A 21,603-nucleotide genomic window follows, 5' to 3' on the forward strand; every position below is an offset into this window, starting at 1 on the left:
ACGATCTCATGACGGATTCCCCGCACTTATCCGACGTATCCGATGCCTCCCAGGAGGACGGCTTCGTCTCCGGCCGCGTCCGCTGGCGGAGGTTCGCCCTGCTGACCGTCCCCGCCGTGGCCGTGACCGCCGGCCTCGGCATCGCCCTCGCGCAGGGCGCCCTCGCCGCCTCCTTCGCCGTATCGGGACAGCAGTTCAAGGTGTCGGCGAAGAGCCTGGAGGGCGAGGGCTTCGCCCAGTACGGCAGTGTCGACGTCAACGCCCGCGAGGAGCTCATCCCGGTGGCCGTCACCGCCATCCGGGAGGCCAGACTCGACAGCCTGTGCCAGTCGGTGGTCACCTCGCTCCCAATCATCGGCGACATCTCGCTCAACCTCACGGCCGGCCGGGACAAGCCCGTCGAGGCGAGCAACCTGTTCGTCGACGCCACCCAGCTCTCCGGCGACGCGGTCTTCACCAACATCGAAATCGGGCGCGACGCCTCCACCCTCGACAAGGGGCCGGCGGACGCCCAGGGGATGCAGGACCTCTTCGGCCAGCAGGCGGACACGGTCCGGATCACCGATCTCAAGCAGACGGCGTGGGCGACGAACGCCGGCACGTTCAAGCTCACCGGGCTGAGCATGGACATAGCCAAGGGCAAGAAGGAATGCTTCTGAGCCGCCGTCGGCGGTGGCGGCAGTGGCGGCGCGGCAGACCCTTCTGGGGCGGCCTGTTCGCCGTCCTCGCCGGGGCGTGGATCTGCGTCCTGCCGCTGGCACCGCTGAAGGTCATGCTCCAGCAGGGGGTGGCGGGCATCCCGTCCGTTCTGATGGGCGCCGTGATGATCGTGCTCGGCCTCACCGCCTGGTTCGCCCCCGCTCAGCGCGGCCTCGCGGGTGTCCTCACCACTCTGATCGCCACGGCCGCCCTGGTCCTGTCGAACCTGGGCGGATTCCTGATCGGCACCCTGCTCGGCATCCTCGGCGGCGGCCTGATGTTCGCCTGGCAGCCGTACGCCGCCCCGCCCCGCGCGCCCTCGCCCTCGCCCGCGCCCTCGCCCGCGCCCGCGCCCTCGCCCGCGCCCTCGCCCTCGCCCTCGCCCTCGCCCGCACCGTCTTCCGCTCCCGCTTCCCCCACCGCGGCCCCCACCCCGCACCCCGATCCCCAAGGAGCACAGCCATGAGCCGTACGCGCACCGCGCTCGCCCTCGGGATGGCCTTCGCCGGAGCCCTGTCGGTGGCCTCGGCCACCGCCACCGCGGCCCCCTTACCGCTGGCCGGGTCGACCACCGTCACCCCGGCCGGGCACGCGTTCAAGGCCACCCTCAGCGGGAAGGCCACCCTCAAGGCCGGTTCCGTGACCGTGACGTGTACGGTCTCGGTCGCCACCGGAACGGTGCCGGCCGCCCCCGGCAACTCCAACCCGGCCGGGCCGGTGTCCTCGCCGATCTCCCCGCCTACGTACAGCTCCTGCACCTCGAGCATGCCGGGGGTCACCCCCACGGTCACCACCAGCGGAGCCTGGACGGTGTCGATGCAGCACGGCGCCCCGATCACCGCCACCATGACCGTGCCGGTCGGCGGGCTGGTGCTCAAGACGACCGGGCTCGCCACGTGCACGGTCACCGCGGCGCCCACGGCCGCGGCGAACGTCGGCGGCGCATGGGCCAACGGCGCCCCGCCCAGCCTGACCTTCACGAACGCCTCGGTACCGGTCAAGGTCACCGGCGGGTTCGGCTGCCCGACGAGCGCGACCGCGTCCACCTTCAACGCGGTGTACCAGGTCACCGACACCACCGACCCGGCGCAGCAGATCACCGTCGCCCCCTGACGGGGAAGAGCGGCCCGGCCCGCCGCCCCGGAGGACACCCGGGGCGGCGGGCCGTTCACGTGCGGCCGGGCAGTGCGGCCGAGCGATGCGGCCGAGCGGTGCGTTCGGCGCGTGCCGGGAGGCCGGCCGCCAGGAAATCGCGTTGCCCGATCGGCGGGGACCGGGGGAGGCTCCTCGCATGTCACAGAGCACCGAAGCGCAAGAATCCGCGGTCCGTCCCCGCGCCCCCCGGGAGGTCGGCGACCTCTTCTCCGGCGGGCGCCTCGTCGCGATCCCCCGCAAGGCCGCCCGGCGCGAGCAGTTGCTCGCCCACCTGGCCGAGACCCTGTTCGCAGCGGACCGCACGTACACGGAGCCCGAGGTGAACGACGCGCTGCGCACCGTGCACGAGGACTGCTCGGCACTGCGGCGTTACCTGATCACCTCGGGCCACCTCACCCGGACCCGCGACGGCAGCAGCTACCGGCGGGCCGGCACCACCCTGTAGTGCGTGGTCAGCCGGCCGTCGTCACCGATCACGTGGAAGGCGACGGCCGGCGGCTCGTCGAGGTGGACGTACTGCGAGGTCCCCGACGGTCCCTCCCAAGGCAGCCGGACGGTGGAGACCACGCCGGGCGCCACCAGCAGCGGCCGGCCCGCGAAGGTGGTGGCCGCCGCCGTGTGGGCGTGTCCGCACAGGAACCCCGTCAGGTGCGGGTGCCGCTCTACGAGTTCGGCGAGCCGCTCCTCGCCGAACTGGCGGATCCTGTCCACGTACGGGACGTGCAGCGGGACCGGCGGGTGGTGGAAGGCCACCAGGACCGGGGTCTCGCGCGGGGTGTCGGCCAGTACCCCGTCCAGCCAGGCCAGGGTGGAGTCCTCCAGGAACCCGTGGTGCTCGCCTGGTACGGAGGAGTCGCACACCGCGAGCACGAAGCCCTCGCCGCGCAGCACTTGGTCGACCGGGTCCGCGGAGGCAGCCTCCCCGGCCAGCAGGCCCCGGCGGAACGCGGCCCGGTCGTCGTGGTTGCCGGGACAGACGACCAGGGGATGCCGCGAGTCGAGGAGCTTGGCCGCCTGCTCGTACTCGCCGTCCTGGGCGTGGTCGGCTATGTCCCCGCTCACCAGCACCGCGTCGAGGTCGTACGGCAGTCCGTCGAGGTACTCCATGACGGCGCGGGTACGGTCGGCCGCACGCCGGTCGGCGTCGAGATGGATGTCGCTGAGGTGGGCGATCACGATCACGGGCGATGCCTCCTTGGTGTCGATCTCTGGTCGAGAGATGTCCCTGCAGGATATGTGGCCGAACCATCCAACAGGGCTGCCCGCGCGCCCCGGAGGCCGCCCCGGGGACCCGTTGTCAGAGGGGCCGTTTACTGTTCGGTCAACTGATCACGCGCGACAAGGGGAGGCAGCGTGCGGCGCTGGGAGTACGTCGACGGCGGCTCGGCCAAGTTCTGGGAGGCGGAGGCGGAAGGCACCTCGGTGACCGTCCGGTTCGGGCGTGCCGGGACGAACGGCCAGAGCCGGGTCAAGGAGTTCGGCTCCGCCGCTGAAGCGCAGTCACACCTGGTCAAGTCGATAGCGGAGAAGGAGCGGAAGGGGTACGCGGAGATCGGCGCGGCCGAGGGCGCCGCCGCTCCCGCCCCCGTGGAGCCGGGCGCCTCCGACGTGGCCGCCACTGCGGCGGTCCCCGTCGTCCCCGCGGACGAGGACGCCTTCGTCCTGCCCGCGGCATGGAAGCGGAATCTGTATCCGCGCCGTGGCGGCGTGGCCCGGACCGTGGCCGGCATCGACAGGAGCGCGCGGCAGCAGTGGGAACAGTGGCTGCACGCCGAGGCCGCAGAGGTCGAGCGGCTGCTCGGCTCACCGCACAGCGACCCTGAGCTCGTCGAGGCCGCCCGGGCCCATCAGGCCGGAGGGCACAACCCCCTGGGTGCCGCGGTACTCGCGACGATCCTGACCCCGCAGGACAGGGGGTTCGCCGTGGTCGCGGACGCGTGGGCGGACGCCTTCGGCCTGCCGTTCGCGGCCTGCGCCACGGTCGAGGCCCTGGAAGTGCAGAAGAAGTGGTTGTCACGCGGCTCGTCGAGCACCGTCGAGGGAGTCGAGGCACATCCCGAACCCGGCGGACACGGGTGGAACCGGCCGAGCGCCCGTTCCGCCGTCGACCGCGTCCGGGCCCTGCTGGCCGTGGCCGAGGAGGCGACCTACCAGGCTGCCGTCACCGCGCTCGCCGGGCACCGCAGGAACATCCGCAGACGCGTCACCGTTTCCTTCCTCGTCCCCTCGGAGCAGGAGTGGGTGGACGAATGCTGCGCCGATCCCACCGCGCGCGCCTACCCCGACCGGATTGTGCGGGAGATGCTGTTGTGCTCCCTCGGATCGCCCGAACAGGTCACCCTGTTCGGCGACCGCGTGGAGCTCGGCTGGCGCGGCTGGAACGCGGCCGTCATCGCGAGCCTCGCGGAGGGCGTGGCCGCTGGGATGGCCCCGCTGCTGGCCGGCGAGCTGAACAGTCGGTACATCGACACGGACAGCACCAAGTCCATGGCCGGCGCCCTCGCCGAGCTGCCTTCCGACGCCGCCTTCGGCTTCCTGGTCGACCGCCTCGACGACAAGCACGTACGGGCGGCCGCGACCACCGCGGCACGTCGTTTCCCGGCGCGGGCGCTGCGCATGCTGGCGGAAGCTTCGCTCGGCACTGGCGCCCCGGCCACGACGGCCGGCCAGTTGCTCGTCGGGCACGTGGCCGCCCACCGGGAGCTCGCGCCGAGCGTGATGTCGACCCTCCCGCCGGACGTCGCCGCGGTCATCGAACCCCTCGTGCACCGGGCGGACCGGGCGGAGGACGCCCCGGCGGAGGCGTTGCCGACGCTGCTGACCAGCCCGCCGTGGACGCGCAAGCGGACCGTGGTCAAGCCGCGCGTGGTCACCGGGCTGGTGGCACCGTCCGAGGTCCGGATGGCCTGGCGGGCGGGCGAGCAGGAGGTCTGGGCCGCCACGGAGTCGTGGGTCACCGGCTGGGAGCCGTACGACCCGATGGAGACCTACATCGAGAAGATGCGCAAGGGCCACAAGTACTGGTTCTCGCTGGCGGTGTTCGTCAAGGGGCCCGTCGAGCTGGTGCGTCCGATGCTCGCCGACTGGGACAGCGACGACTACACCTACGAGGGGCTGAGCTCCTTCAAGCCGCTGATCGCCCGCCACGAACTGGCGGCGCTTCCCGTGGCCGTGAGCATGGCGACCCGCAACCCGACCTTCATGGCACCGCTCCTCCTCCCGATCCTCGATCGGAGCGTGGCCCGGCTGATGGCCGAGTGGCTGGTGCGCCTCAAGGTGGCGGGAGAGACGGCGCGTTCCTGGTTCGTCCGGCACGGGGCTGACGCGGCGCGGCTGCTCGTCCCCGACGCGCTGGGCACACCCGGTCCGGAGCGAACCGCCGCCGAGCGGGCGCTGTTGGTGATCGTCGGGGCGCACGGCGCCGACTCGGTGCGCCAGGTGGCGGCGGAGTACGGGTCGGAGGCCGCCGAGGCCGTGGAGCCGCTGCTGGGTTCCGATCCGCTGACGGCCGCGCTGCCCGCCAAAATGCCGAAGGCGGCCGACTGGGCCGATCCGCACGCGCTGCCGCAGATCCTGCTCGAGTCCGGCGGCGCCCTGCCCGCCCCGGCGGTCGGGCACGTGCTGACCATGATGGCGGTGTCCACGCCGAGTGCGGAGTTCCCCGGGCTGGCCCAGGTGCGCGACCTGTGCACCCACGAGTCGCTGACCGCCTTCGTGTGGGCGCTGTTCACCGAATGGCGGCTCTCCGGGATGCCGCCCAAGGAGGCGTGGGCGCTGCACGCGCTCGGCTGGTTCGGCGACGACGGGACCGTGCGCGACCTCACCCCGGTGATCCGGGCCTGGCCCGGCGAGGGCGCCCACCACCGGGCCGTCGACGGTCTCGACGTCCTGGCCTCGATCGGCACCGACGTCGCGCTGCTGCACCTGCACGGGATCGCGCAGCGGGTGAAGTTCAAGGCGCTGAAGCTCCGTGCGCAGGAGAAGATCTCCGAGGTCGCCGCCGAGCTGGGGCTCACCGGTGAGCAGCTGTCCGACCGTCTCGTGCCGGACCTCGGTCTCGACGCGGACGGCAGCACCGTCATCGACTACGGCACGCGCCGCTTCACGGTCGGGTTCGACGAGCAGCTCAAGCCGTACGTGCTGGACGAGGAGGGCCGGCGCCTGAAGGACCTGCCGAGGCCCGGCACCAAGGACGAGGCGGAGCTCGCGACGGACGAGCGCAAGCGGTTCATGGCGTTGAAGAAGGACGTGCGGACGATCGCCTCGGACCAGGTGCGGCGGCTGGAGGCCGCGATGGTCGACGGACGCTCGTGGACGGGGGCCGAGTTCCGGCAGCTTTTCGTGGACCATCCGCTGGTGTGGCACCTGGTGCGGCGCCTGGTCTGGCTGGCCGAGGCGGACGGCGAGGTGACCTCGTTCCGGGTGGCCGAGGACCGTACGTACGCCGATGTCGAGGACGAGGCGGTGAAGTTCGGGGACGACGCGAGCATCACGCTGGCGCACCCGCTGCACCTGGAGGGTGATCTGGCGGCCTGGTCCGAGCTGTTCGCGGACTACGAGATCGTGCAGCCCTTCCCGCAGCTGGGCCGGCCGGTACTGGCGGCGACGGAGGAGGAGGCCGCCGGCGCGCGCCTCACCCGTTTCGAGGGCTTCACGGTGCCCGTCGGCAAGCTGCTCGGGCTGCAGAAGCGCGGCTGGGAGCGCGGCGAACCGCTGGACAACGGCGTGGAGCGGTGGTTCTTCCGTCGGCTGGGCCCCGAGCGCTATCTGGTGATCCAGCTCGACGAGGGCATCGCGGTCGGCATGGTCAACGAGTTCCCGGACCAGAAGCTGGAGACCATCTGGCTCGACACCCGGCCTGGTGACCACTGGAGCTCCCGCACGTACCCGCTGAAGTTCGGCGACCTGTCGCCGGTCATCGTGTCCGAGGTGCTCGCCGACCTGACGGAGATCACGTCATGACCACGACCGCGCAGGAGTTGCAGCGGCCGCCCGCCGAGGTCCGCTACGCCGAGGAGCTCACCTCCCTGCGGGCTTCCGACGCCGATCACCGGCCGCCGGGCTGGCAGTTGAGTCTGCGGGCCGCGCGCCGCTTCATCGTCGGGGACGAGGAGGCGGGCATCGGCCGCAAGTTCGTCGGCGACACGGCGCTGGTCGAGCGGGCCCTGGTGGCGTTGGCGACCAACCGGGGCCTGATGCTGGTGGGTGAACCGGGCACGGCCAAATCGCTGCTGTCGGAGCTGATCTCGGCGGCCGTCAGCGGTGATTCGACGCTGATCGTCCAGGGCGGCGCGGCGACCACCGAGGACCAGATCAAGTACTCCTGGAACTACGCCCTCCTCGTCTCCGAGGGCCCCTCCCAGCGCTCGCTGGTGCCGGCGCCCATGCTGAGCGGGATGCGGGAGGGCCGCCTCGTCCGCTTCGAGGAGATCACCCGCTGCCCGCTGGAGGTACAGGACTCCCTGCTGTCGTTGCTGTCGGAGCGGGTGGTGGCCATTCCGGAGCTGGAGGGTCCGGACGGGATGGTCTTCGCCCGCCAGGGCTTCAACGTGATCGCGACCGCCAACACCCGGGACCGCGGGGTCAACGAGATGAGTGCCGCCCTCAAGCGGCGCTTCAACTACGAGACCGTGTTCCCCATCGCCGACCTGGGCACCGAGATCGCCCTGGTCGAGGCCGAGGCGACGGCCCTGCTACACCGCTCGGGCGTGGCCGCGGCGCCGGACCCGGACATCATGGAGGTGCTCGTCACCACCTTCCGCGAGCTGCGCTCCGGGATGGGCGGAGACGGAACGGCCACGGACCGGCTCTCCTCGGTCATGAGCACCGCCGAGGCCGTCTCGGTCGCCCACGCGGTGGGCGTGCGGGGCTGGTTCCTGCGCGGGGAGCCGGGCGACGCGGCCGATCTGGTGACCTGCCTGGCCGGTACGGCGGCCAAGGACAGTCCGGAGGACCTGGCGCGGCTGCGCCGCTACCTCGAACAGCGGGTGGCCAAGCGCGGCGGGGCGCAGTGGAAGGCCCTGCACTCCGCCCGCCACCTGCTGGCGGGCTGACGGTCCGATGAGCGTCACCTTCCTCGGCGTACGCCACCACTCCCCCGCGTGCGCCCGGCTGGTCGCCCGCACCATCGAGGAGCTGCGGCCCGCGCACGTGCTGGTCGAGGGCCCGTCCGATCTCAACGGGCGGCTGGACGAGCTGCTGTTGGGGCACGAGCTCCCCATCGCCGTGTTCAGCCACTACCGGGATCAGGAGCGCACCGCCACCTCGTGGGCGCCGCTGTGCGACTACTCGCCGGAGTGGGTGGCGCTCTCGGCGGGCCGGGCCGCGGGGGCGGAGGTCCGCTTCATCGACCTGCCCGCCTGGCATCCCGCGTTCGCCGGGCGCACCAACCGGTACGCGGACGCCGAGGCGCGCTACGCCGAGGCGACGGCGCGGCTGTGCCGGCGGTTCCAGGTCGATTCGGTGGACGCGCTGTGGGACCGGATGTTCGAGTCGGATCCGGAGTCCCCTTCGGACGCCGAGGAGGGTGGGCTCGCCGCCCGGCTGGAGGCGTACTTCGACCTCGTGCGCGGCGACGCGGTCGCGGACGAGGGCGACCGGGCGCGGGAGGAGTACATGGCCGCCTGGGTGCGCGCCGCCGTGGCCTCGGCCGGGGACCGCCCCGTCCTGGTCGTCACCGGCGGCTTCCACCGGCCCGCGCTCGTGGCCCTGACGGCCGCAGCCGCGCCCGATGGCGGGTGGCCGGAGGTGCCCGGGCCGCCGGAGGGGGCCGTGGGCGGGAGTTTCCTCGTGCCGTATTCCTTCCGGCAGCTCGACGCCTTCGCCGGATACCAGTCCGGAATGCCCTCGCCCGCGTACTACCAGCGGCTGTGGGAAGCCGGTCCGCGCGCCGCAGGCGAGGGACTGGTGCGGGCCGTTGCCGGGCGGCTGCGCGAGCGCGGCCATCCGGTCTCCACGGCCGGGCTGATCGCCGCGCACAGCACCGCGCTCGGCCTCGCCGCACTGCGCGGGCACCGGACGCCGACCCGCCTCGACCTGCTGGACGGCCTGGCCGGGGCGCTGATCACCGATGCCCTCGACGAGCCGTTGCCGTGGACCCGGCGCGGCACCCTGCGCCCCGGATCCCACCCGGTGGTCGTGGAAATGGTCGCCGCCTGCGGGGGCGACCGCGTCGGACGGCTGCACCCCGACACCCCGCTGCCCCCGCTGGTGCACGACGTCGGGGCCCGGCTGGCCACGCTGGGCCTGACACCGGGCGAGGGCCGACCCGTCACCCTGCACCTGACCGACCCCGCGGAGCTGACCCGCAGCCAGGTACTGCACCGGCTGCGGGTGCTGGGCATACCCGGCTTCACCCGGGTCACCGGCCCCGCGCACGGCACCGACCCGGTCTTCACCGAGCGCTGGGAGCCCCGTACGACGGCGGGCCGCGAGGCCGCGCTGATCGAGGCGGGCGGTTTTGGCGCGACGCTGGACGAGGCCGCGGTCGTCGCCCTCGACGACCGGATGCACGCCGCGGGCACGGAGCCCGCCGCGCTCGCCGGCGTCCTGTTCGACGCCGTGGTGTGCGGGGCCACTCGGCTGTCCGCCCGCCTGGTCGCAGAGCTCGGCGCCGGGCTCGGCCGGGCGACCGTGCTCGGGCCGCTGGGCGAGGCCCTGCACACAGCCCTCGGACTGTGGCGGCACGACCGGGTGTACGGCGTGGCCCGCGACCCCCTGCTCGCGGCCGCCGTGGACACCGCCGTCGGCCGCGTCCTGTGGCTGGCCGAGGGGGTTCGGGGAGCGGGCGGTCCCGATCAGGGCCGGTTGGGCGCGCTCGTCGGTGTCCGGGACGCGGTGCTGCACGCCGGGGGGCTCCTGTCGGTGTCGCGGGAGACGGTCGCCGGGGTCTGCCGCCGGATCAGCGCGGACCCCTCGGCCCCCGCCGACCTGCGCGGCGCGGCCTTCGGACTGCGCCGCGTGCTGGGCGACACCGGCGGCCTCGGCACCCGCGGCCCGGACACCGGCAGCCCGAACGCCGGCAGCCGGGGCACCCACAGCCCGGACGCCCGCGGCCTCGACGCTGCCACCGCGGTCCGGGCGGCGGCCGCCCCGGGGACGCTCGGCGACTGGCTGGCGGGCCTGTTCGCCCTCGCCCGTACGGAGCTGACCTCGGGCGGCGGGGCCGAGCCGCTGATCGACGTACTCGACGAACTGGTCTGCGCCATGCCCGAGGCGGACTTCCTGGCGGCCCTCCCTGCGCTGCGGCAGGCGTTCGCGTACTTCCCGCCCAGGGAACGCGAGCGGATCGCCGCCCAACTGATCGAACGGCGCGGCCTGCGCGGCTCGGCACGCTCGCTGCTGCGCGTCCCCGCCGATCCCCTGCTGATCGCGCGGGCCCGGACCCTGGAGGACCACGTGGAACGCACCCTCGACCGCTACGGCCTGCGGGCCGCGCCGTGACCGCCCCCACCCCCGATCCCGGCCTGGAGCGGTGGCGGCTCGTCCTGGGCGCCCCCGCCGAGCGGTGCACCGGTCCCCTCGGCCCCGAGGCCGCGGCCCGGGACGCCGCACTGGACTGGCTCTACGGCCGCGATCCCGAGCAGGCCCGGCGCGGGGTCCGCACCGATGCGCACACCCGCGAGGGCGGCGACGGGCCCTCGGCGGTCACCGCGGTCGACTGGCTCGACGACATCCACCGCCTCTTCCCGAAGGAGACGATCGAACGGCTGGAACGGGACGCCGTCGAGCGGTACGAGATCCACGAGATCGTCACGGACCCGGCCGTGCTGGAGCGCGTGGAGCCCAACGCGACCCTGCTCCGCGCGGTGCTGCGCACGAAGCACCTGATGAATCCCGAGGTGCTGCGGCTGGCCCGGCGGATCGTGGAGACCGTGGTGGGCCGGCTCCTGGAGCAGCTGAAGCCGGAGATCCGGCGCTCCTTCTCCGGGACCCGCTCGCGCCGCCCGAGCCTGCTGCCCTCCGCCCGCGACTTCGACTTCCGCGGCACCATCCGGGCCAACCTGGCCCATTACCAGCCCGCCGAGCGGCGCATCCTGATCGAGAAGCCTCGCTTCCATTCGCGCACCCGCCCGCACCTGGAGCAGTGGCAGCTCATCCTGCTGGTCGACCAGTCCGGTTCCATGGTCGAATCCGTCATCCACTCGGCGGTCACAGCGGCGAGCTTGTGGGGGCTGCCCGGCCTGAAGACCCATCTGGTCGCCTTCGACACCAGCGTGGTGGACCTGACGAGCGACGTCACCGACCCGGTCGAACTGCTCATGGGCGTCCAGCTCGGCGGTGGCACCGACATCGCGCAGGCCGTCGACTACGGCACCCGCCTGATCGACAACCCGCGGCGTGCCATCGTCGCGCTGGTCACCGACTTCTACGAGGGCGGCGATCCGTACCGGCTGGTGCGTGGCGTCCGGGCACTGACCGAGCAGGGCACGACCGTCCTGGGCCTGGCCGCGCTCGACGAGGACGCCAACCCGGCGTACGACCGCGAGCTCGCGCAGCGGCTCGCCGACGTGGGCGCGCACGTCGGCGCGATGACGCCCGGGCAGCTCGCCGAGTTCGTCGCCGAGAGGCTGGGCCGATGAACCGTACGGACCTCCTCTCGCTGGACTTCGACACCCTCGCGGCGCTCGCCAACCGCGGTCTGGTCAAGCGCGCCGCCAAGGAACTCGACGCGGGCGCCGGGGCCGTGCACTCCGAGGACGCCGACGGCACGCTCCACGGCGTGTTCCCGGACGGCACGCGGGTGTCGCTGCCGCCGGGCGCGGGGCTCGACCGGGGTGCGTGCAGCTGCGGGGCGCCGGGGGTCTGCCGGCATCTGCTCGGTCTGGTCCTCGCCTGCCAACGCGTCGCGGACGCGGATGCCCCTGCTCCCGGGCCTGCCGACTGGGTGCCCTGGTCCCCGGCCGACCTCGACGACGAGGCGTTGAGCGCCGCCGTGGGAGCCCGTGCGGTGACCTCCGCCCGGCGCACCCTCGCCCGCGGCTACACGGCCCGGCTGCACCACCCCACCGCCGAGGAGCCCGCCGCCCGGGCCGAACTGCCCACCTGCACGGTACGGTTCCCGGTCCCGGCGCCCGACGGCATCGGGCACGCGGTCACCGACGCCGCCACCGCCCGGCGCGGGGAGATGATCGCGCTCGCCGTGTGGGCGTTCCGCGCAGCCACGGAGGCCGATCCGGCCGCTCCGCCGGCCCAGGTCGACGTGGGCGGGAGCGGCGGCTGGGCGCGGCCCGGCGCGCCTGAGCTCGCTGCGGCGGCCGCGCTCCTCGACGACCTGCTCCTGGACGGCGCGGCCCACGCGGGCCCGGTACTGGCCACCGCACTGCGCCGGTTGCGGGACGAGTTGTCCGCCCGGGCCCTGCACTGGCCCGCCGGGATCCTCACCGAGCTGATCGAGCAGCTCGACGACCATGCCGCGCGGGGTGCCCGCTTCCGGGCCGAGCAGTACGCCGCGCTGATCACCGAGTTCCATGCCCGGCTCCGCGCGGCCGGCCGGGAGAGCGGGCTCGCCGCCTCCCAGGTCCTCGGGTCCGGGGAGCGCGGCGACACCCCGCTGCGCCGGATCCGTCTCACCTCGCTCGGCTGCCGGATCAGCGGAGGCCCCGGCGAGCGGACTGCCGAGGTGTTCCTCGGTCATGCCGGTGCCGGCACCGGCCTGGTGCTGCGCCGCAGGTGGGAGTCGGCGCCGGGGCAGGATCCGACCGGGCCCGAGCTGGCGGCGCGGCGGCTGGCGGGGAGCACGCTGGGCGCGGTGGCCCGCGGCAATCTGGTGAGCGAGAGTGCCTCCCGTACGCCCGGCCTGTCCGTCACCATCGGCGGCAGCCGGCTCGCCTCGACCAGCGTGACACCGGTCGGCTCGGCGTGGGCCGAGCTGCCCGAGCCGCTGCTGGTACGGGATTTCGCCGCTCACGCCCGCACCCTGGACCGGCTGCCGCCGTACCTGGTCCGGCCGCGTACCGAGGCCGGATCCGTCCACGTGGTCGAGGTCCACGAGGTCGGGACGATCGGCTACGACCCGGCCGAGCAGCGCCTGGAGGCGACGGTGCGCGATGCGTGGGGCGCCGTCGGGAGGGTGTCCGCGGCGCACAATCCGTACAGTCCCGGCGCGCTGGACGTGCTCGCCGAGTGCCTGGGCGGCGGGCGGGGCGAGGTCCGCCATCTGAGCGCCCTGGTCCGCGTGACGGGCTCCGGGCTCCTCTTCGACCCGATCGCCGTCCTGACGGCCGAGGGCGTGACCGTCCCCGACCTGGCCGCCCCCCACCCGGGCACCCCCGCCGCCGGCTCCCGCCTCGTACCGGGCCTGGTCCCGCGCCCGCGCGACCCGCTGGCCGAGGCGATGGAGAGCGCCCTGACCGCGTTGGCCTCGGCGGCCGGCCTGGGGCTGCGCGGCCTCGGTGAGCCCGCCCGCGCCGTGATCGAGGACTCCGCGGCCGCCCTGTCCCGTACGGGCCTGTCTACGGCGGCCCGTCTCGTACGGGCCTTCCTCGGCGCGCTCCGCGAGGAGGGCCCGGGCGCGGCGGCGCGGCCGTGGGTGGACGCCCAGATCCACCTGCTGTGCGCCCTGGAACTGCATGTACGGGCCACATGATCGCCCCGTATATTGGCGCCGGGCTCGCGATCTTGAAACGGGCGCCGGCAGTGACGGATAGAAGGAGCGGCGGATGAGCCGGGGCGTATTGGTCACCGGGGCCTCCCGGGGCATCGGGCGGGCCGTCGCCGTCGCGTTCGCGCGGCAGGGCGACCGGGTCGCGGTGCACTGTTCCACCCGGCAGGCCGACGCGGAGGAGACCCTCGCCGCGCTCGCGGGCGACGGACACGTGCTGGTCAGCGGTGACCTCGGTGATCCGGCGCGGGTCGAGGAGCTGGTCGGCGAGGCCGACGAGGCGCTGGGCGGGGTGGACGTCCTGGTGAACAACGCCGCGGTGATGATCGCGCACCCGGTGCCCACCACCTCGTACGCGGACTGGCAGGAGGCCTGGCAGCGCACCGCCGCGGTGAACCTCTTCGGCGCCGCGAACCTCAGCTACTGCGCGGCGCGCCGCATGATCGACGCCGGCCGGGCGGGCCGCATCGTGAACGTCGGCTCGCGCGGCGCGTTCCGGGGCGAGCCCGACCACCCGGCGTACGGCGCCACGAAGGCGGCACTGCACGCCCTCGGGCAGTCCCTGGCCGTCTCCCTCGCACCGCACGGCATCGCGGTCGCCTCGGTGGCTCCGGGTTTCGTCGCCACCGAACGGGTCTCGGGCCGGCTGAGCGGCGCGGAGGGCGATCTGATCCGCGCGCAGAGCCCGTTCGGGCGGGTCGCGACCCCGGAGGAGATCGCCTCGGCCGTGCTCTACCTGGCCTCCCCCGGCGCCCTCTGGAGCTCGGGTACGGTTCTCGACGTCAACGGGGCCTCCTACCTGCGCACATGAGCCTGGGGCCGGGCACCGGACCGTACGAATCGAAGAGGAGCCGCACCCGCATGCCGGAAGGCGACATTCACGAGACCCTCTGCTGGCGAGGTCCCGCCTCGGTCAACGTGTTCGTCGTCGGGGCGGGCAACACCCCGCTGCCGGCAGAGGCGTTCCACCTCGCCGGGCTCGTCCCCGACGACATGCTGCCGTTCGTGCTGATGGAGCAGCCCGCGGCCGTCGAACCGTTCGGGCTGATCTCCTACGACCTCGACTTCGAGGACACCTCGCTCGACCTGCGCGAGTACACCCGGGCGGCCCTCGCGCGGCTGTGCGAGGACCACCGGGCCGTCGCCTGGGCCGGCTTCGAGGGGTCGATCCACTACGACCACCTCCTCACCGACGAGGTGGCCCGCCAGATCTACGGCTACTGCGCGAGCGGCACCGAGCCGGTGATCGAGTGGGACCTCGCCACCCTGCGGACCGAGCGGTGGCGACGCCGGCTCACGGAGGCCCGGGCCGCCCTCGACGCCCTGCTCGCCGGCCGCGGTACGCCTCCGGCAGCCACCACACAGCACGAACGTGGCTGAGGGCGCGGTCCCGGCCGTCTGCGCGAGCACCTCGGCCGGTCCGCATCCGTACCGGCCCTTCCTGGAGAAGACAGGGGTACGAGCAAGCGGCGGCGGCCCTCCTGGCCGCCGCAACGCCGAGATGGATCCACAGGAGCGCCATGCCCGCCTCATCACGGTTCACCCGATGGCTGATCCCTGTCGTCCTGCTCGTCGCCTGGCTGCTCGTCGGAGGCGGACTGGGCCCGTACGCGGGCAAGCTCGGCGAGGTGGCCACCAACGATCAGACGGCCTTCCTGCCCCGCACTGCGGAGTCCACCCGGGTCGTCGAGGCGCAGAAGGCCTTCAGGCAGGACGAGAGCCTGCCGGCGGTCGTGGTGTGGACCGCGAAGACGCCGGGCGTGAAGCTGGGTCCCCAGCAGCAGGCTGACGCCACACGGGCCCTGGCCGGTCTCGGCGACTCCGGCCTCGTGGCCGGCCCCTCCTCCCCCGCCGCCCTCTCCGCCGACGGTCAGGCGCTCCAAGGCGTCGTACAGCTCAAGCCCGACCTCGGAGAGGAGCTGCCCCGCGCTCTGGAGGAGATCGCGGCGGCCGCGGCAACGGTCCCCGGGACCGTCGCGCAGGTGGCCGGCCCCGCGGCCAGCCAAGCCGATCTCGCCGATGCCTTCGCCGGGATCGACGGACTCCTGCTGGGCGTTGCCCTCGTCGCCGTCCTGCTGATCCTCCTGCTGGTCTACCGCAGCCTGCTGCTCCCCTTGGTGATCATCGTCGGGGCGGTGTTCTCCCTGGGACTCGCCTGCGCGATCGTCTACGTGCTCGCCGACCGGGGCATCGTCCGCGTCGACGGGCAGGTGCAGGGCATCCTCTCGATCCTCGTGATCGGCGCGGCCACCGACTACGCCCTTCTGCTCACGGCACGCTTCCGCGAGGAGCTCCAGGCCCGCTCGGACCGGTTCGCCGCGGTACGGGCGGCCCTGCGCCGGTCGGTCGGCCCCATCACGGCGAGCGCGGGCACCGTCGCCCTCGGCCTGCTCGCCCTGCTCCTGAGCGACCTCACCAACAACCGCGCCCTTGGCCCCGTGGGGGCCATCGGCATCGTGTGCGCGGTGTTGAGCACCCTCACCTTCCTGCCCGCCGCCCTCGTCCTGCTCGGCCGCGCCGCCTACTGGCCCGCCAAGATCGGCCACACCGCCGACGACGGCACCGGCCACGGAATCTGGACGACCGTGGCGGCCGTGGTGGACCGTGCCCCGCGCAAGGTCTGGGCCCTCAGCCTCGTCGTCCTCCTGGCCTGCGCCGCCTTCGCCCCCACGCTCAACGCCAAGGGCGTGCCGCTGGAGGAGATCTTCGTGAACGACGCCCCGTCGGTGGCCGCCCAGCAGACCCTGAGCGAGCACTTCCCCGGCGGATCGGGCAATCCGGCCGTCGTGATCGCGGACGCCGGCCGGATCGACCAGGTCATGCGGGCGGCCGAGCGGACCGAAGGCATCGACGCCGTGACCCCCCTCACCGCATCGGGGCCGGCGGGCGGCCCCCCGATCGTGGCAGACGGGAGGGTCCGCCTCGACGCCACGCTCGAAGCGTCCTCGGACAGCAGGTCGGCACAGCAGACCATCGTCCGACTGCGTCAGGCAGTCCACGCCGTACCGGACGCGGACGCGATCGTCGGCGGCTACAGCGCACAGCAGTACGACACCCAGCGCACCGCCGAGAACGACCGCACGCTCATCATCCCCGTCGTGCTCGTGATCATCCTGATCATCCTCGCCGGACTGCTGCGCTCGGTGCTGATGCCCCTGCTCCTCGTCGCCACCGTCGCCCTCAGCTTCGTCGCGACCCTGGGCATCTCCGCGATCGTGTTCCAGCAGCTCCTCGGGTTCAGCGGCACCGACTCCTCCGTTCCGCTCTACGGCTTCGTCTTCCTCGTGGCTCTCGGGGTCGACTACAACATCTTCCTGATGACCCGGGTCCGCGAGGAATCCCTGCTGCACGGCACCCGCCAGGGAGTACTGAGAGGACTGGTGGCCACCGGCGGCGTGATCACCTCCGCGGGTGTGGTCCTCGCCGCAACGTTCGCCGCGCTCGGTGTCATCCCGCTGGCGTTCATGCTCCAGATCGCCTTCATCGTGGCCTTCGGCGTACTCCTCGACACACTCGTCGTCCGGTCCCTCCTGGTGCCGGCCCTCGTCCGGGACATCGGCCCGGCCGCATGGTGGCCCGGAGCGCTCAGCCGCGCCACCGACAAGGACGATCGGCACTGATCCCACCGGCCCCCAGCCCGCGACGTTCCGCCCGGATCGGCCGGACCCGCCCGGACCCGCCCGGACCCGCCCGGAGCATTGAACCGGGCTCCGGGCGGGCAGGACACCACCATGGACAAGCCCTCCGCCGGAGACCGGAACCTACGGGCTCGGCTCGGCTCGACGCTGTTCAGCCGGGTGGCGGGACCATCCGGCCCCGCCAACCGCGCACGGATCCACACCGCACCCGGACCCCGGTGGTTCGGCCCCGACCGCCCCATCCGCGCGGTCCACGGCGACGCCTCGATGTTCATCGGAGGCCTCAGCGCCCTCCTGCTCCAGTCCCTGCATCCGCTCGCCATGACTGCCGTGGCGGCGCACTCCGGCTTCCGCGGCGACCCGTGGGGCAGGCTCCAGCGCACCAGCACCTTTCTCGCCGTCACCACCTACGGCACGGCTCAGGACGCACAGCTCGCCGTCGACAGGGTCCGAGCGGTCCACGAACGGGTAAGGGGCACCACGGCGGCGGGCGCGCCCTATCGCGCGGCCGATCCCCACCTGCTGGCCTGGGTGCACGCGGCCGAGGTCGACAGTTTCCTTCGCGCCCATGAGCGCTTCGGAGCGCACCCGTTGAACGCGGCCGGATACGACGCCTACGTCGCGGACACCGCGCGCGTGGCAACGGCTCTCGGCGTGGTGGACCCACCACGCGACCGGGCATCGCTGCTGTCCCTTCTGGCGCAATACCGGCCGGAGTTGCGGGCCACGCCCGAGGCCCTCGACGCAGCGCGCTTCCTCCTCCGCCATCCGCCGCTGCCCTGGCCGGCCCGCGCCCCGTACGCCCTGCTCGCCGCGAACGCGATCGCCCTGCTGCCCCCGTGGGCCCCGGGCATGCTCGGCCTGCGCCCCGCAACCGGCCCCCGGGAGACCTGCGTATCCCTGTCAGGGCACGCCCTGACACGGACGATCCGGTGGGCGATGACCCCACCGACCCGACAGCCGCGCTGAGCCGTCGCGCGCGGACTGGTTCACCGGTACTCCTCCAGCAGCCGCAGCCAGACCTCGCTGATCGTCGGGAACGCCGGGACCGCGTGCCACAGCCTGGCGATCGGGACCTCGCCCGCCACCGCGATCGTGGCCGCGTGCAGCAGCTCGGCGGCGCCCGGCCCGACGAACGTGGCCCCGAGGAGGACCTCGCGGTCGAGGTCGACGACCATCCGGGCCCGGCCGCGGTAGCCGTCGGCGTACAACCCGGCGCCGGAGACCTTCGACAGGTCGTAGTCGACGGCGCGCACCCGGTGGCCGGCCCGCTCGGCCTCGGCGAGGGTGAGGCCGACGGCCGAGGCCTCCGGGTCGGTGAAGACCGCCTGCGGGAGGGCGCGGGTATCGGCGGTGGCCGTGTGCGCGCCCCACGGTTCGGTGTCCAGCGGAGTGCCGGCCGCCCGCGCGGCGATGGCGGCGCCCGTGATCCGGGCCTGGTACTTGCCCTGGTGGGTGAGGAGCGCGCGGTGGTTGACGTCGCCGACGGCGTACAGCCAGTCGTGCCCGGGCACCCGGCAGGTGTCGTCGACCCCGATCCACTCCCCGGCGGGCAGGCCGACGGTGTCCAGCCCGATGTCCTCGGTCCGCGGCGCCCGGCCGGTCGCCATCAGCAGTTCGTCACCCTCGATGGCCTCGCCGCCCGCCAACACCACCGTGACGGGGCCGGTGGAGCCGTCCCGTACGACCGCCTCGACGGTCACGCCGGTACGGACCTCCGCGCCCGCCTCGCGCAGCGCCTCGGCCACCAGCTCGCCCGCGAAGGGCTCCATGCGCGGCAGCAGCCGTGGACCTCGTACGAGCACGGTGACCTGCGATCCGAGTGACTGCCAGGCTGTGGCCATCTCGGCGGCCACGACGGAGCCGCCCACGATCAGCAGGCGCCGGGGCGCCTGCCGCGCGGAGGTCGCCTCGCGGCTGGTCCACGGGCGGGCCCCGACGATGCCGGGCAGGTCGGGGATCATCGCCCGGGTGCCGGTGGCGACGACGACCGCGTGCCGGGCCGACAGCACGTGGTGCTCGCCCTCGGGGCTGGTCACGGCGACCTTGCGGACCCCGTAAAGCCTGCCGTGGCCCCGGTAGACGTGGGCCCCGATGGAGTCGAGCCAGTCGATCTGACCCTCGTCCTTCCAGTTGCCCGTCCAGTAGTCACGGTGTGCGAACACCGCTTCGGTATCCAGCGGCCACTCGGCGGAGCCCGCCAGACCCGGCACGCGGCTCGCGTCGGCCCGGGCCAGCACCGGGCGCAGCAGGGCCTTGCTGGGCACGCAGGCCCAGTACGAGCACTCCCCGCCGATGAGCTCGCTCTCCACCAGGGCCGTGCTCAGCCCGGCGGCGCGGGTCCGGTCGGCGATGTTCTCGCCTGCCGGTCCCGCGCCGAGCACCACTACGTCGTACTCCACCGGTTCAGTCATACGGGCCAGTGTCGCCGCCGGGCGGCGACACTGGCGGGCAATCAGGCGTCCGGCGTGCCGGATTCTGCGGCGCCCTGCTGCGAGGCTGCGATCTTGGCGCGCACCTCGTCCATGTCGAGCGCGCGGGCCTGCTCGATGAGGTCCGTCAGCGCCGCCTCCGGCAGTGCGCCGGGCTGGGCGAAGATGGCCACCTGGTCCCGGACGATCATCAGCGTCGGGATCGAGCTGATCTCGAAGGCACCCGCCAGCTCCTGCTGCGCCTCGGTGTCCACCTTGGCGAAGACCAGGTCGGTGTGGGCCTCGGAGGCCTTCTCGTAGACCGGGGCGAATTGCAGGCACGGCCGGCACCAGCCCGCCCAGAAGTCGATCAGTACGAACGGGTTCTCGCTGATCGTCTGGTCGAAGTTTTCTTTGGTGAGCTCGACTGTAGCCACGGTGTCCGGACCTTCCTGATTGATTCGTCTGCCCATGGAACGAACAACCGGCCCTCGGCATTCCGCCTAGAACGGGTGCCCGGCCGGAGTGCTGCGGACCGTGGTCCAGCGCAGTTCCGTGAAGGCGTCCAGATTGGCCTCGCCACCGAAGCGCGCACCGGTTCCCGAGACGCCCACGCCACCGAAGGGGGCGACCGCCTCGTCGTTGACCGTCTGGTCGTTGACGTGCGCGATCCCGGTCGGGATCCGCTCGGCCAGGTCCAGCCCGCGCGCCGCGTCCCTCGTCACGATGCCGAGGGAGAGTCCGTACGGGCCCGCCGAGGCCAGGGCCACGGCCTCGGCCTCCGTCGTGAAGGACCGTACGGGCGCGACCGGGCCGAAGACCTCCTCGGTGTAGGCGGGGGTGTCGTCGCCGACGCCCGCCAGGACGGTCGGCCGGTAGAAGAGGTCCGTGAACGTGCCGCCCGCGACGAGCTTGGCCCCGTACTCGACGCTCAACTCCACGAGGGCGTGTACGCGCTCCACCTGCGCATGGTCGATCAGCGGGCCCAGGTGGACCTGCTCGCGGTACGGGTCCCCCACGGCCAGCGCCTCGGCGCGCGCGGCGAGCCGCTCCACGTACTCGTCGTACAGGGAGGCGTGCACGAGGTGGCGCCCGGCGGTCATGCAGATCTGACCCTGGTGGAAGAAGGAGCCCCAGGAAGCCTGGGCGACGGCGGCCTCGACGTCGGCGTCCCGGAGTACGACGAGGGCGGAGTTCCCGCCCAACTCCAGGTGTGCACGCTTGAGGTGACGGCCCGCCAGTTCTCCAACGGTGCGGCCGGCGGCGGTGGATCCCGTGAAGGAGACCACCCTGACCCGCGGGTCGGCGACCACCGCGGCGCCCGTCTCGGCTCCGCCGGGCAGGACGTGCAGCAGCCCGGACGGGAGGCCGGCCGCGGCGAACACGGCGGCGAGGGCGAGGCCGCCGGACACGGCGGTACGCCGGTCCGGCTTGAGCAGCACCGCGTTGCCGAGCGCCAGGGCCGGCGCGACCGAGCGGATCGCCAGGATCAGCGGGGCGTTGAACGGGGCCACGACCCCGACCACCCCGGCCGGGACCCGGCGGGTGAAGGAGAGCCGGGGCGCCTCGCTGGGCAGCACCTGCCCGGTGGGGCGCGAGGCCAGCGCGGCGGCCTCGTAGCACTCCTGCACGGCGACGTGCAGCTCGAAGCCGGCCTTGCCGGGTATCGACCCGGACTCCCGGACCAGCCATTCGCCGAGCTCGTCGGCGTGGGACGCGAACAGGTCCCCGGCGCGGCGGAGCACGGCCGCCCGCTCCAGGTGGGTGGCCCGCGCCCAGTCGTGCTGGGCCGCCTGCGCCCGTACTGCGGCCTCCGCCACGTCGGCGGGGGCGGCGAGGTCGAGGGTGGCGAGGGTACGCCCGGTGGCGGGTTCGACGACCGGGGCGGCGCCGCCGGTGAGGGTGGGTCCGTCCTGCCAGAGCGTCGGGTCGAGGAGCGGCATGGCGCGGGGCCTCCGGTGAGGGTGGGCGAGTGCGGCGGGCTGCGTCGGGGTGCGCGGCGTGCGGCGGGCGGCAGCACGCGCCATCGTGCCAGACCGGAGGCTCCACATCTGTTCACTTATTGGGCAGTTGACCATTCACGGTGACCGGAAATGAT

General features: G+C 73.6%; 17 protein-coding genes. 13 read left to right on the forward strand and 4 right to left on the reverse strand.

Annotated features, from left to right (window positions below; translation table 11 throughout):
• The first annotated feature begins 8 nt into the window (after positions 1-8).
• The 4 genes from OG625_RS03745 to OG625_RS03760 all read left to right on the forward strand — a co-directional run bounded on the left by OG625_RS03745 (position 9) and on the right by OG625_RS03760 (position 2,299).
• Complete coding sequence (locus OG625_RS03745; protein WP_329376626.1) at positions 9-659, forward strand: DUF6230 family protein; 651 nt, start codon at positions 9-11, stop codon at positions 657-659.
• A complete protein-coding gene (locus OG625_RS03750; protein WP_329376627.1) occupies positions 650-1,165 on the forward strand; it encodes a DUF6114 domain-containing protein in 516 nt (171 codons plus the stop codon). The genes OG625_RS03745 and OG625_RS03750 overlap by 10 nt, the downstream gene beginning before the upstream one ends.
• Entirely contained in the window at positions 1,162-1,812 is a 651-nt protein-coding gene (locus tag OG625_RS03755; protein WP_329376628.1) for a hypothetical protein, read from the forward strand. The genes OG625_RS03750 and OG625_RS03755 overlap by 4 nt, the downstream gene beginning before the upstream one ends.
• Positions 1,813-1,990: 178 nt before the next feature.
• Positions 1,991-2,299, forward strand: a complete 309-nt coding sequence (locus OG625_RS03760) for a DUF2087 domain-containing protein (RefSeq protein WP_329376629.1) — start codon at positions 1,991-1,993, stop codon at positions 2,297-2,299.
• Here OG625_RS03760 and OG625_RS03765 read toward each other — a convergent pair.
• Positions 2,272-3,036 (reverse strand): metallophosphoesterase, encoded by a 765-nt coding sequence (locus OG625_RS03765; protein ID WP_329376630.1) that lies wholly within the window; start codon positions 3,034-3,036, stop codon positions 2,272-2,274. The two genes, OG625_RS03760 and OG625_RS03765, sit on opposite strands and share 28 nt — an antisense overlap.
• A gap of 171 nt (positions 3,037-3,207) precedes the next feature.
• Here OG625_RS03765 and OG625_RS03770 point away from each other — a divergent pair, with 171 nt between their 5' ends.
• The 9 genes from OG625_RS03770 (at position 3,208) to OG625_RS03810 (ending at position 18,063) form a co-directional block, all read left to right on the forward strand.
• Positions 3,208-6,816: a DUF4132 domain-containing protein gene (locus OG625_RS03770; RefSeq protein ID WP_329376631.1), complete on the forward strand. Its 3,609-nt coding sequence runs from the start codon at positions 3,208-3,210 to the stop codon at positions 6,814-6,816.
• Entirely contained in the window at positions 6,813-7,907 is a 1,095-nt protein-coding gene (locus OG625_RS03775; RefSeq protein ID WP_329376632.1) for an ATP-binding protein, read from the forward strand. The genes OG625_RS03770 and OG625_RS03775 overlap by 4 nt, the downstream gene beginning before the upstream one ends.
• Positions 7,908-7,914: 7 nt before the next feature.
• Complete coding sequence (locus tag OG625_RS03780; protein WP_329376633.1) at positions 7,915-10,296, forward strand: DUF5682 family protein; 2,382 nt, start codon at positions 7,915-7,917, stop codon at positions 10,294-10,296.
• Positions 10,293-11,435: a VWA domain-containing protein gene (locus OG625_RS03785; RefSeq protein WP_329376634.1), complete on the forward strand. Its 1,143-nt coding sequence runs from the start codon at positions 10,293-10,295 to the stop codon at positions 11,433-11,435. The genes OG625_RS03780 and OG625_RS03785 overlap by 4 nt, the downstream gene beginning before the upstream one ends.
• On the forward strand, positions 11,432-13,441 hold the full coding sequence (locus tag OG625_RS03790) for a hypothetical protein (protein WP_329376635.1): 2,010 nt from the start codon (positions 11,432-11,434) through the stop codon (positions 13,439-13,441). The genes OG625_RS03785 and OG625_RS03790 overlap by 4 nt, the downstream gene beginning before the upstream one ends.
• A 73-nt stretch (positions 13,442-13,514) precedes the next feature.
• Positions 13,515-14,267 (forward strand): SDR family NAD(P)-dependent oxidoreductase, encoded by a 753-nt coding sequence (locus tag OG625_RS03795; protein WP_329376636.1) that lies wholly within the window; start codon positions 13,515-13,517, stop codon positions 14,265-14,267.
• Positions 14,268-14,317: 50 nt separating this feature from the next.
• A complete protein-coding gene (locus OG625_RS03800; RefSeq protein WP_329376637.1) occupies positions 14,318-14,836 on the forward strand; it encodes a hypothetical protein in 519 nt (172 codons plus the stop codon).
• Positions 14,837-14,976: 140 nt separating this feature from the next.
• On the forward strand, positions 14,977-17,076 hold the full coding sequence (locus OG625_RS03805) for an MMPL family transporter (RefSeq protein WP_329376638.1): 2,100 nt from the start codon (positions 14,977-14,979) through the stop codon (positions 17,074-17,076).
• Between the two features lie 111 nt (positions 17,077-17,187).
• Entirely contained in the window at positions 17,188-18,063 is an 876-nt protein-coding gene (locus tag OG625_RS03810; protein ID WP_329376639.1) for an oxygenase MpaB family protein, read from the forward strand.
• A gap of 20 nt (positions 18,064-18,083) precedes the next feature.
• On the opposite strand, the gene OG625_RS03815 is transcribed toward OG625_RS03810, so the two are convergent.
• From OG625_RS03815 to OG625_RS03825, 3 genes are all read right to left on the reverse strand, one after another.
• Positions 18,084-19,508 (reverse strand): dihydrolipoyl dehydrogenase family protein, encoded by a 1,425-nt coding sequence (locus tag OG625_RS03815; RefSeq protein WP_329376640.1) that lies wholly within the window; start codon positions 19,506-19,508, stop codon positions 18,084-18,086.
• 41 nt (positions 19,509-19,549) lie between these two features.
• The gene (locus OG625_RS03820) at positions 19,550-19,942 is read right to left on the reverse strand and encodes a thioredoxin family protein (RefSeq protein WP_329376641.1); all 393 of its coding nucleotides are present in this window, start codon (positions 19,940-19,942) and stop codon (positions 19,550-19,552) included.
• A gap of 66 nt (positions 19,943-20,008) precedes the next feature.
• The gene (locus OG625_RS03825; protein ID WP_329390416.1) at positions 20,009-21,448 is read right to left on the reverse strand and encodes an aldehyde dehydrogenase family protein; all 1,440 of its coding nucleotides are present in this window, start codon (positions 21,446-21,448) and stop codon (positions 20,009-20,011) included.
• Positions 21,449-21,603: the final 155 nt, after the last annotated feature.

Origin of the sequence: Streptomyces sp. NBC_01351 (genome assembly GCF_036237315.1) — a bacterium.
GTDB lineage: Bacteria > Actinomycetota > Actinomycetes > Streptomycetales > Streptomycetaceae > Streptomyces.